An 11,359-nucleotide genomic window follows, 5' to 3' on the forward strand; every position below is an offset into this window, starting at 1 on the left:
CATGGTCAGGGCATCGAGCATCGTCGCGGCCGTCGCGGCGGGCGTCCTCACGATCGCGCAGTTCGGAGTGGGGACCGCGGTCGCCGCGAGCGTCCTCACCTCCTCCGGCGACGTCGGCACCGCGCTGGCCGACCGGCGGGCGGCCGAGGCGTTCACGCCCGACCCCACGATCGCCGGCTTCGCGGAGCGGACCGCCATGTCCGACCGCGGCCGCGCCCTCTACTACGCGTCGAGCCCGTCGGTCGAGCCGACCGCCGGCTTCAACGACCTCTGCGGCTACGGTGCCTCCGACGACATCGTCCTCGGCTGCTACACCGGCACCAGCATCTACATCTCGGACGTCGCCAACCCCGACCTCGACGGGATCCGCGACGTGACGGCGGCGCACGAGATGCTGCACGCCGCGTGGGTGCGGCTCGACGCGGAGGAGCAGGCCGAGCTGGGCGACGAGCTCGAGGCCGCGTACGAGACCCTCCCGCAGGACGGCACGATCGCCGAGCGCCTCGAGCTGTACCGCACCGGCGGCCTCGGGGAGCGCGTCAACGAGCTGCACTCGATCCTGGGGACCGAGGTGGCCGACCTGCCGCCGGCGCTCGAGGCGCACTACGCCGAGTTCTTCGACGACCGCTCGGTCGTCGTGGGCCTGAACGCCCGCTACGAGGCGGTCTTCACCGATCTCGAGAACCGCATCGAGGACCTGGTCTCCCGGATCGAGACGATGTACGCCGACCTCACGGCGCGGGTCGACGCGAACAACGCCGAGTACGACGCGCTCAACGTCGAGATCGACGACTTCAACTCGCGCGCCGACAGCGGCGACTTCGGATCGACGGCCGAGTTCGAGACGGAGCGCGCCGATCTGCTCGCCCGCAGCCAGGCCGTCGACGCCACCCGCGCCGCCATCGACGCGGACATCGCCGTGTACGACGGCCTGCGCTCGGAGCTGGAGGGCCTCAACTCCGACGCCGCGGCGCTGAACAACTCGGTCGAGAGCCAGTAGCGCCCAGCGCCCGCGAAGGCCGCTGGGCGCACGGGCCTCCGGGCTCACGGCTCCCGCGCCGGTGCCGCGGGTAGGATCGCCGCATGGACTGGGAGCTGTGGAACCAGGGGCTGTGGGCCCTCGTGCCGACGATCACGGTCGGAGCCATCTTCTGGTTCGTGATGCGCGCCCTCATCCGCTCGGACCGCAACGAGCGCCGCGCGTACGACCGCATCGAGGCCCGCGAGCGCGAGCGCCGCGGCCTGCCTCCCCGCGACGCCTCCTGACCACCGCCGCCGCGCGGGTGCCTCCCGCGCCCGCTGAGCGGCTCCGCACGACGAACGAGGAGGCGCGGTGCCCGCACCCGACTGGGCTGTGATCCTCCCGATCGCGGCCGTCGTCGTCGAGCTCGTGGTCCGCGTGATCGCCGTGATCGTCGTGCCGCGGAACCGCCGTCCGACCACCGGCCTCGCCTGGCTGATGGCGATCTTCCTCATCCCGTACGTCGGCATCCTGCTGTTCCTCTTCATCGGGAGCTACCGGCTGCCGCGCAAGCGCCGCCGGAAGCAGCAGGAGATCAACCGGTTCATCCTGGAGTCGACCGACGGCATCGACCGCGTCGCCCGGGAGCACCCGTGGCCGCAGTGGCTGGAGTCGGTGGTCACCCTCAACCGAAACCTCGGCGCGATGCCGCTGGTCGGCGGGAACGATGCGCGCCTCCAGGGCGACTACGAGCAGACCATCCGCGCGATGGCCGCCGAGATCGACCGCGCCCGCCGGTACGTGCACTGCGAGTTCTACATCCTCGCCGCCGACTCGACCACCGCGCCCTTCTTCGACGCGCTCGACCGCGCGGTGGCGCGCGGGGTGCGGGTGCGGATCCTCCTCGACCACATCGCGTCGATCCGCGTGCCCGGCTACTACAGCGGCACCCACCGCCGGCTGCGCGCCCTCGAGCGGGCGGGCGCGTCGTGGTCATACATGCTCCCCGTGCGGCCGTGGCGCGGGCAGTACCAGCGGCCGGATTTGCGCAACCACCGCAAGCTGCTGATCGTCGACGGCAACGCGGCCTTCATGGGCTCGCAGAACGTCGTCGACTCCAGCTACAACAAGCGCGGCAACATCCGCCGCGGCCTGCACTGGCACGACCTGATGGTGCGCCTCGAGGGGCCGGTGGTGCAGGGCATCAACGCCATCTTCATCACCGACTGGTACAGCGAGACCGACGAGCTGCTCCTGCGGGAGTCGGAGCCGATGGAGGCGCTGCAGCAGCGCGACACGATCGACTGCCAGGTGGTGCCGAGCGGGCCGGGGTTCGAGGGCGAGAACAACCTGCGCCTGTTCCTGACGCTGCTCTACTCGGCGCAGAAGTCGATCATCATCACCAGCCCGTACTTCGTGCCCGACGAGGCGATGCTCTACGCGATCACCACGGCGACCCGGCGGGGCGTGCACGTGGAGCTCTTCGTCTCCGAGATCGGCGACCAGGCCGTGGTCTACCACGCCCAGCGCTCGTACTACGAGACGCTGCTGACCGCGGGCGTGCGCATCTGGATGTACCGCAAGCCGACCATCCTGCACGCGAAGCACTTCACCATCGACGACGACGTCGCCGTGATCGGCTCGAGCAACATGGACATGCGCTCCTTCACGCTCAACCTCGAGGTCTCGCTGATGGTGCGCGGCTCGGAGTTCGTCGAGGACCTGCGCCAGGTGCAGCAGGACTACCGCGAGCACTCCCGCGAGCTGACCCTCCGCGAGTGGCGGCAGCAGCCGCTCCGCTCGACCCTGCTCGACAACCTGGCGCGGCTCACCTCGGCGCTGCAGTAGCGATCCGCGCCACCGCCCGACGGCGGAGGATGCGCGGCCCCGACTCGTCGCGCAAGTCCCTGTGCGGGCCGCCGCGCCCCGCGTAGCGTCGTAACGTCCTCAGCACCATCCGGTTCCGCCTGCCCGGCGCCGGGTTCGAGAAGGGAACGGACATGACGGCATCCCGTACGACGCGCATCCTCATCCTCGGCGGCGGCTACGTCGGCCTGTACACGGCCTGGGGCCTCGAGAAGAGACGGGGGGAGGCGCCGATCGACGTCACCGTCGTCGAGCCGAACCCCTACATGACCTACCAGCCGCTGCTGCCCGAGGTCGCCGGCGGGCACGTCCAGCCGCGCCACGTCACGGTGCCGCTGGTCTCCGCGCTCAAGCGCACCCGCGTGATCCGCGGTGCGATCACCGGCGTGAGCCTCGCCGAGCGCAGCGCCACCGTCGCCGCGATGGACGGCTCCACCCGCACGCTCGAGTTCGACCAGGTCGTCTTCGCGCTCGGGGCCGTCACCCGCACCTTCCCCACGCCGGGTCTCGCCGAGCACGGCATCGGCTTCAAGACGGTGGAGGAGGCGGCGCACCTGCGCGACCGCGTCATCGAGAACATCGCGAAGGCGGCGCTCACCACCGATCCCGCCGAGCGTCGGCGCCTGCTCACCTTCGTCTTCGTCGGCGGCGGCTACACCGGCGTCGAGGCGCTGAGCGAGCTGCTCGACCTCAGCCGCAGGACGCTCGCCGCGCAGCCCTCCCTCTCGATGGGCGACGTCACCTGGCACCTCGTCGAGGCGTTGGACCGGGTCGCCCCCGAGGTCGGTCCCGAGCTCTCGAGGTGGACGCTCGACCACCTCCGCTCGCGCGGCGTGCACGTGCACCTGAAGACGACGATGCCCTCCTGCGAGGACGGCGTCGTGGAGCTCTCCTCCGGCGAGCGCATCCCGACGGCCACGATCGTGTGGACCGCCGGCGTGAAGCCGAACCCGATCCTCGACGCGACCGACGCGCCCCGCGGGCCGAAGGGCCACGTCATGGCGGATGCGCGCCTGCGGGTCATCCGCGAGGACGGCGAGCCGGTGGGCGGCGCCTGGGCGGCCGGCGACGGCGCGCAGGTGCCGGACCTCACCAGCGAGAAGCAGCCCGCGTACTACCCGCCGAACGCGCAGAACGCGGTCCGGCAGGCCAAGCTCCTGGCGCGCAACATCATCGCCGACCTCACCGGAGGCACCGTGGAGGAGTACCGCCACGCCTCCGTCGGGACCGTCGCCGAGTACGGGATCGGCAAGGGCGCGGGCCTGATCAAGGGCGTGAAGCTGCGCGGCCTCCCCGCCTGGCTCGCGCACCGCGCCTACCACGGAGCGGCGATGCCGACCCTGGACCGCAAGTGGCGGATCATCACGGGCTGGCTCGTCGACGCCGTCACTCCGCGCGACCTCTCGCCGATGAGCGCGCTGCAGGATCCTCGCCGCGCCTTCCGCGAGACGGCCGAGGCCACCGACCGCGAGGCAGCAGCGAAGGCCGCCGCGAAGAAGGAGTCGGACGCGTCCTGACGCGCCGGTGAGAGCGCGGGAGTCGCGGTGGTCGAGCGGGATCATCGCGACTCCCGCGCTCCCGAGTCGTGGGCCCGCCTCGGAGCGCCTCGGCCTGACGGCCCCGGCTCAGGCCCGGCGGCGCGGCTTGAGGCGCACGGTCGGCAGCACGGGCGCGGGGAGCGCGCGTCCGCCGTACCCGTCGACGGTGCCGAACGGTCCCGCGGGATCCGCCCCGGCGATCACGTCGGACTGCCAGCGCTCGCGGGCGGCCGCCACGTCGTCGTGGCAGCGGCCGACGAAGTTCCACCACATCACCAGCTCCTCGGCGAACGGCTCGCCGCCGAGCAGCACCACGCGGGCGCCCGCGTCCCCGGCGGTCAGCACCAGGTGCGAACGGCCGGGCGCCAGGTAGGCGAGGTCCGAGCGCGGGACGTCCGCACCCTCGACCGCCACGGGGCCGGCGTCGACGAGCACGCCGTACTCCCACGACTCCTCGACCGGCAGCTCGACCCGGGCACCCGGCTCGAGGTCGATCTGCGCGGCGACCAGCGGAGTGAAGGTGCTCGCGGGCACCGACGCGCCCAGCATCACTCCGACGAAGACGCGGACCAGCGCGCCGGGCAGCTCCACGGGCACGCCGCGGTGGTGCTCGAAGAACGGATCGACGAGCCGCGCCTCCTCTGGCAGCGCGACCCAGAGCTGCACCCCGTGCAGGACGGGCGCGCCCCCGGTCGAGACCTCCGAGTGCGAGATGCCGCGTCCGGCCGTCATCAGGTTGAGCTCGCCCGGGCGCACCACGGCGAGGCTGCCGACGCTGTCGCGGTGCTCGATCTCGCCCTCGAAGAGCCAGCTCACGGTCTGCAGGCCGGTGTGCGGGTGCGGCGGGACGTCCATCCCGGCCTCCTCGCCGAGCCGCACCGGGCCGTAGTGGTCGGCGAAGCACCATGCGCCGATGGTCGAGCGCGAGCGCTGGGGGAGGGTGCGGCGCACCTCGATCGCGCGCGGACCGCCGAGCGGGACGAGCCGCGCCTCCAGGATCTCGACCGCGCCGGGGTCGCGAGGGACCGGCTCCGCGGCGACGGGGAGCTCGTCGGGATGCTCCTCCAGGTTGCTCATGCGGGAAGTGTATGCCTTCGCATGGACCGGTGGACCGGACCGCCGCCCGCACCCCTCCGGATCGCGTGCACGCCCAGGGCGAACAGGCCTGCTCACCGGGGGGAGCGCTGGTTACAGTCGACGTATCGGAGCCCACCCCTGCGGGTTCTGTAGGGAGTGACAGCATGTTCGAGAGATTCACCGATCGCGCGCGGCGCGTCGTCGTCCTGGCCCAGGAAGAGGCCAAGATGCTCAATCACAACTACATCGGCACGGAGCACATCCTGCTCGGCCTGATCCACGAGGGCGAGGGAGTGGCCGCGAAGGCGCTCGAGTCCCTCGGGATCTCGCTCGACGCTGTGCGCGAGCAGGTGCAGGACATCATCGGCCAGGGGCAGCAGCAGCCGACCGGCCACATCCCCTTCACGCCTCGGGCGAAGAAGGTCCTCGAGCTGTCCCTGCGCGAAGCGCTGCAGCTCGGCCACAACTACATCGGGACCGAGCACATCCTGCTCGGCCTCATCCGCGAGGGCGAGGGCGTCGCCGCTCAGGTGCTGGTCAAGCTCGGTGCCGACCTGAACCGCGTGCGCCAGCAGGTCATCCAGCTGCTCTCCGGCTACCAGGGCAAGGAGCAGGTCGCCGTGGGCGGTGAGCAGCAGCAGCCTCAGGGGGGATCGCAGATCCTCGACCAGTTCGGACGCAACCTCACCCAGGCGGCGCGCGACAACAAGCTCGACCCGGTCATCGGGCGCGAGAAGGAGATCGAGCGGGTCATGCAGATCCTCTCCCGCCGCTCCAAGAACAACCCCGTCCTGATCGGCGAGCCCGGCGTCGGCAAGACCGCCGTCGTCGAGGGCCTCGCCCAGGCGATCGTGCGCGGCGACGTGCCCGAGACGCTGAAGGACAAGCAGCTCTACACGCTCGACCTCGGCTCGCTCATCGCCGGATCCCGCTACCGCGGTGACTTCGAGGAGCGCCTGAAGAAGGTCACGAAGGAGATCCGCACCCGCGGCGACATCATCACCTTCATCGACGAGATCCACACCCTCGTCGGCGCAGGGGCCGCTGAGGGCGCGATCGACGCCGCCTCGATCCTCAAGCCGCTGCTCGCCCGCGGCGAGCTGCAGACCATCGGCGCGACCACGCTCGACGAGTACCGCAAGCACTTCGAGAAGGACGCCGCTCTCGAGCGCCGCTTCCAGCCGATCCAGGTCGCGGAGCCGTCGCTGCCCCACACGATCAACATCCTCAAGGGGCTGCGCGACCGCTACGAGGCGCACCACAAGGTGTCCATCACCGACGGCGCGATCGTCTCGGCGGCCAACCTGGCCGACCGCTACATCAGCGACCGCTTCCTCCCCGACAAGGCGATCGACCTGATCGACGAGGCCGGCGCACGCCTGCGCCTCTCGATCCTCTCGGCGCCGCCGGAGCTGCGCGACTTCGACGACCGCATCGCCGTGGTCCGCTCCGCCAAGGAGGCCGCGATCGAGGACCAGGACTTCGAGAAGGCCGCGTCGCTCCGCGACGAGGAGAAGCAGCTGCTCGGTGAGCGCCTGCGCCTCGAGAAGCAGTGGAAGTCGGGCGACGTCAAGGCCACCGGCGTGGTCGACGAGGGCCTGATCGCCGAGGTCCTCGCCCAGGCGACGGGCATCCCGGTCTTCAAGCTCACGGAAGAGGAGTCCTCGCGGCTCGTCTTCATGGAGAAGGCCCTGCACCAGCGCGTCATCGGTCAGGAGGAGGCCATCGCGGCCCTCTCGCGGACGATCCGCCGCACCCGCGCGGGCCTCAAGGACCCCAAGCGCCCCTCGGGCTCGTTCATCTTCGCCGGCCCCACGGGCGTCGGGAAGACCGAGCTGGCCAAGGCGCTCGCCGAGTTCCTCTTCGACGACGAGAACGCGATGATCTCGCTCGACATGTCGGAGTACGGCGAGAAGCACACCGTCTCGCGGCTGTTCGGCGCCCCTCCCGGGTTCGTCGGCTTCGAGGAGGGCGGCCAGCTCACCGAGAAGGTGCGCCGCAAGCCGTTCAGCGTGGTCCTCTTCGACGAGATCGAGAAGGCGCACCCGGACATCTTCAACTCGCTCCTCCAGATCCTGGAGGAGGGTCGACTGACCGACGGCCAGGGCCGTGTCGTCGACTTCAAGAACACCGTCATCATCATGACCACCAACCTCGGTGCTCGTGACATCGCCGGTGGTCCCGTCGGGTTCCAGATCGAGGGCGACAACGCCACCGGCTACGACCGCATGCGCGGCAAGGTCAACGAGGAGCTCAAGAAGCACTTCAAGCCCGAGTTCCTCAACCGCGTGGACGACGTCATCGTCTTCCCGCAGCTGTCGAAGCCCGAGCTGCTCCAGATCGTCGACCTCTTCATCAAGCGCCTGGGCGACCGCCTGCTCGACCGCGACATGACGGTGGAGCTGACGCAGCCGGCCAAGGAGCGCCTGATCGAGGTCGGGTTCGACCCGGCCCTCGGTGCGCGCCCCCTGCGCCGCGCGATCCAGCGCGAGATCGAGGACCAGCTGTCCGAGCGGATCCTGCACGGCGAGCTCGGCGCCGGAGACCACATCCACGTGGACTTCGCCGACAACAAGTTCGTCTTCACCACGACCCCGCGTCTGATCTCGATCAGCGCCGGCGCGTCCACCGGAGCAGCCACGGCCGGCCCGGCGACGCCCGACCTGATGTCGTAGCAGGCTGCCGAACGACCCCGTGCCCGTCCCCTCTCGCGAGGGGGCGGGCACGTCGTCGTCCGGGGGTGCGCGCCTGCTCGCAGGATCCCGCGCCCGGTGCGGCCTAGGCTTGTCGAATGGCCGATTGGAAGTACCCGGTGCGCCGCGCGCGCACGAGCGATGTCCCCTTCATCCAGGAGCTCAGCGAGCCGCTCGTGAACGAGCGCATCCTCCTGGGCAAGGATCGCGTGGTGCTCTACGGCGCCGTGCAGGAGTTCCGCATCGCCGAGGACGGCCACGGGACGGCGATCGGCTGCGGTGCGCTGCATGTGATGTGGGACGACATCGCGGAGGTGCGCACCCTCGCGGTCGCGCAGGACTGGCTCGGGAGGGGCGTGGGCCACCACATCCTGGAGCGCCTCGAGAACGACGCGCGCGAGCTCGGCCTGAAGCGCCTGTTCTGCCTCACCTTCGAGGTCGACTTCTTCGCCCGCCACGGCTTCGAGCCGATCGGCGAGAAGGTCGTCGACCCCGAGGTCTACGCCGAGCTGCTCCGCTCTCCCGACGAGGGAGTCGCCGAGTTCCTCGACCTCGCCCGGGTGAAGCCGAACACGCTGGGCAACACCCGCATGCTGAAGACGCTCTGACCGCCGCCACGTCGTAGCCTGTCCCGGTGACTCCGCCGCCCCGCCGCCTGCCCTCCCGGGTCTACCGGCGACGCCGCGCCGGAGTGCTGCTCGCGCTGGTCGTCATCGTCGCGGGCCTGGCGGTGGTGCTGTCGCTGCTCCCGCGGATGACCGGCTCCGACGCCGCGTCGAGCCCCACGCCGACCGTCGTGCTGCCGACGCTCTACCCGACCACCTCGCCCGGTGCGACGCCCGGCGCCGCACCCGCCTGCACGGCCGACTCCGTCGCCGTCACCGCGGTCACGGACGCCACGAGCTACGCGCCCGGCGAGGATCCGCAGCTCTCGCTCTCGCTGGCCAACATCTCGAGCACCGACTGCGTGATCGACGCGGGCACGAGCAAGCAGGTCTTCACGATCACGAGCGGCTCCGAGCAGATCTGGACCTCGACCGACTGCCAGACCGGGGCGGCCGATCTGCCGGTGCTCCTCCAGGCGGGCCGCTCGGTGATGGGCAGCGCGCTGACGTGGGACCGCACCCGCTCCTCCGCCGACACCTGCTCCGGCGGTCGCGAGGCGGTCGAGGCGGGCGGCGCCGCCTACAACCTGTCGGTGTCGGTCGCCGGCATCCCCTCGGGCTCGCCCACGCAGTTCCTGCTCCAGTAGTCCGCCCGGGGGACGTGCCGGGCGTGCGTCGGCGCGTAGCATCGCAGGCATGTGGGGGCTGCTCGGCACGATCCTGTCCGCCTCGACCGGCCGGGCGGGGGTGGTCGCGCGGCGAGCGGCGGCTGCGGCCCTCGCGGTCCCGCTGCTGGTCGGCGGAGCGGCGGCGCACGCCGTGGCGGCTCCGCAGCCCGTGGCGGCTCCGCAGCCCGTCGCGGGTGTCGTGCGCGCGGATGTGGACGGCTTCCGGTTCTCGGAGTACTCGGCCGACTTCCGCCTCGACCGCGACGAGGAGGGCCGCTCGACGCTGACCACCGTCGAGACCTTCGTCGCCGAGTTCCCGCCGTCGCAGAACCGCGGCATGCAGCGCGCGATCCCGCTCGACTACGAGGGGCACCCGACCGACGTCGACCTGGTGTCCGTCACCGACGGCGACGGGGAGGCGCGGCCGGTCGACACCGAGCGCGAGGACGGCTTCCTCCTGGTCACCAGCGCGGCGGACGAGTTCGTCAGCGGCAGCCAGACCTACGTCTTCACCTACACGCAGCACAACACGACCCTCCCTGGATCCGGCACGCGCAGCGGCGAGGACGAGTTCTACTGGGACGTCAACGGCACGGGCTGGCGCCAGTCCTTCGACCGCTACGACGTGCGCGTCGAGCTCGCCGGGTCGTTGGCCTCCGCCGCGACGGGGACCGTCAGCTGCTACCGGGGACCGGAGGGCTCGACGACGCCCTGTCCGATCGGCCGCGACGGCGCGGTCGTCACGGCATCGGGGGAGTCGCTGGCTCCGGGGGAGAACGTGACCGTGGCGATCGGCTTCGCTCCCGGGACCTTCACGCCGCGCGACGACCGCTACTTCGCCTCCGGCTGGTCCTGGGTGCAGCTGGGCGGCCTCGCCGCGGTCCTGATCGGCCTCGCGCTCGCCGTGCACCGCCGCAGGACCGTGCTCCGCGACGCTCCCGGCCGCCCGACCGTCGTCGCCGAGTACGACCCGCCCGCGGAGGGGCTGTTCCTCTCCGCCGCGCTGCTGCGGAAGACGTCGAAGGCCCCCGCGGCCGGACTCCTGGACGCCGCCGTCCGCGGTCTCGTGCGCATCGAGGAGACGGGGGAGGGGCGGAAGCAGGAGTACGCCGTGCGGGTGCTCGACCCTGCGACGACGCCGACGCGTCGCGCGGGACGCCCGCGGCCCCTCGCCTCCGACGACCGCGAGTTCCTCGACATCGCCCTCGGCCGCGTGCCGGGGACGGTGCGTGAGCTCTCCGGCAAGGACAAGGAGTTCGGCAAGGCCGTCGGACAGTTCCGGACCGCGCTGGGCAACCGGGTGACCGAGGCGGGACTGAAGAAGGCCGGGACGATCGGCGGCAGCGTGCTCGTGATCGTCCCGCTGCTGCTGGGTGTCATGGCTGCCTTCCTGGGCGCGATCCTCCTGATGACCCGCTCCTTCGGCGGAGCGCTCCCGCTCGTGCTGATGCTGGTCGCGATCGTCGCGGCCGTCGTGGGGACGATCCTGGTCTCGAGGGTGCCGCTGACGGCCGCGGGCGCTGAGCTGCGCGACCATCTGCGCGGACTCGAGCTGTACATCCGCCTGGCCGAGGCCGACCGGATCGCGATGCTGCAGTCGCCCCGCGGGGCGGATCGGCGCACGGTCGGACCGGTCGAGGTGGTCGAGGTGACGGAGCGCCTGCTGCCGTGGGCCGTGCTCTTCGGTCTCGAGAAGGAGTGGTCGGCGGAGCTCGCGTCGGCCTACGAGCGCACCGGCGAGGAGCCGGTCTGGTACTCCGGACCGAACGGCTTCCACGCGGCGGCCTTCGCCGGCAGCGTGTCCTCGTTCTCGTCGTCGACGTCGAGCTACGTCGGATCCTCGTCGAGCTCCTCGAGCGGCGGCGCGGGCGGCGGTGGCAGCTCGGGCGGGGGCGGCGGAGGCCAACGACCCGGCGAGCTCGACGCGCACGTCGTAGCGGTCGAAGGACTG

The 11,359-nt window shown here is 71.6% G+C and carries 9 protein-coding genes; 8 read left to right on the forward strand and 1 reads right to left on the reverse strand.

The annotated features are described in order from the left end of the window. Position 1: 1 nt before the first annotated feature. From C5C10_RS17945 to C5C10_RS15170, 4 genes are all read left to right on the forward strand, one after another. Positions 2-1,000: a hypothetical protein gene (locus tag C5C10_RS17945; protein ID WP_181073481.1), complete on the forward strand. Its 999-nt coding sequence runs from the start codon at positions 2-4 to the stop codon at positions 998-1,000. Between the two features lie 83 nt (positions 1,001-1,083). Further along, complete coding sequence (locus C5C10_RS15160) at positions 1,084-1,266, forward strand: hypothetical protein (protein WP_104224094.1); 183 nt, start codon at positions 1,084-1,086, stop codon at positions 1,264-1,266. 67 nt (positions 1,267-1,333) lie between these two features. Next, positions 1,334-2,809 carry a cardiolipin synthase gene (gene cls, locus C5C10_RS15165; protein ID WP_104224093.1) on the forward strand — a complete coding sequence of 492 codons (1,476 nt, stop codon included), beginning with the start codon at positions 1,334-1,336 and terminating at the stop codon, positions 2,807-2,809. Positions 2,810-2,961: 152 nt separating this feature from the next. Further along, positions 2,962-4,344 carry an NAD(P)/FAD-dependent oxidoreductase gene (locus tag C5C10_RS15170; protein WP_104329677.1) on the forward strand — a complete coding sequence of 461 codons (1,383 nt, stop codon included), beginning with the start codon at positions 2,962-2,964 and terminating at the stop codon, positions 4,342-4,344. Positions 4,345-4,452: 108 nt separating this feature from the next. Here the strand turns inward: C5C10_RS15170 and C5C10_RS15175 are convergent, their stop codons facing one another. Next, positions 4,453-5,442: a pirin family protein gene (locus C5C10_RS15175; RefSeq protein ID WP_104329678.1), complete on the reverse strand. Its 990-nt coding sequence runs from the start codon at positions 5,440-5,442 to the stop codon at positions 4,453-4,455. A 164-nt stretch (positions 5,443-5,606) separates the two neighbouring features. On the opposite strand from C5C10_RS15175, the gene C5C10_RS15180 reads away from it, so the two are divergent. The 4 genes from C5C10_RS15180 to C5C10_RS15195 all read left to right on the forward strand — a co-directional run. Beyond that, complete coding sequence (locus tag C5C10_RS15180) at positions 5,607-8,117, forward strand: ATP-dependent Clp protease ATP-binding subunit (protein ID WP_104224090.1); 2,511 nt, start codon at positions 5,607-5,609, stop codon at positions 8,115-8,117. A gap of 116 nt (positions 8,118-8,233) precedes the next feature. After that, on the forward strand, positions 8,234-8,743 hold the full coding sequence (locus tag C5C10_RS15185; RefSeq protein ID WP_104224089.1) for an amino-acid N-acetyltransferase: 510 nt from the start codon (positions 8,234-8,236) through the stop codon (positions 8,741-8,743). A 26-nt stretch (positions 8,744-8,769) separates the two neighbouring features. Further along, positions 8,770-9,387 (forward strand): hypothetical protein, encoded by a 618-nt coding sequence (locus C5C10_RS15190; RefSeq protein ID WP_104226002.1) that lies wholly within the window; start codon positions 8,770-8,772, stop codon positions 9,385-9,387. 49 nt (positions 9,388-9,436) lie between these two features. Then, a partial coding sequence (locus C5C10_RS15195; RefSeq protein ID WP_104329679.1) for a DUF2207 domain-containing protein occupies positions 9,437-11,359 on the forward strand: 1,923 nt, incomplete at its 3' end.

The organism is Rathayibacter sp. AY1A3 (assembly GCF_002930975.1).
GTDB lineage: Bacteria > Actinomycetota > Actinomycetes > Actinomycetales > Microbacteriaceae > Rathayibacter.

What these genes read in the sequence shown, in the direction of transcription:
- C5C10_RS17945 (WP_181073481.1), top strand. Translation starts at nt 2, where the DNA reads ATGGTCAGGGCATCGAGCATCGTCGCGGCCGTCGCGGCGGGCGTCCTC.
- C5C10_RS15160 (WP_104224094.1), top strand. Translation starts at nt 1,084, where the DNA reads ATGGACTGGGAGCTGTGGAACCAGGGGCTGTGGGCCCTCGTGCCGACG.
- C5C10_RS15170 (WP_104329677.1), top strand. Translation starts at nt 2,962, where the DNA reads ATGACGGCATCCCGTACGACGCGCATCCTCATCCTCGGCGGCGGCTAC.
- C5C10_RS15175 (WP_104329678.1), bottom strand. Translation starts at nt 5,442, where the DNA reads ATGAGCAACCTGGAGGAGCATCCCGACGAGCTCCCCGTCGCCGCGGAG.
- C5C10_RS15180 (WP_104224090.1), top strand. Translation starts at nt 5,607, where the DNA reads ATGTTCGAGAGATTCACCGATCGCGCGCGGCGCGTCGTCGTCCTGGCC.
- C5C10_RS15185 (WP_104224089.1), top strand. Translation starts at nt 8,234, where the DNA reads ATGGCCGATTGGAAGTACCCGGTGCGCCGCGCGCGCACGAGCGATGTC.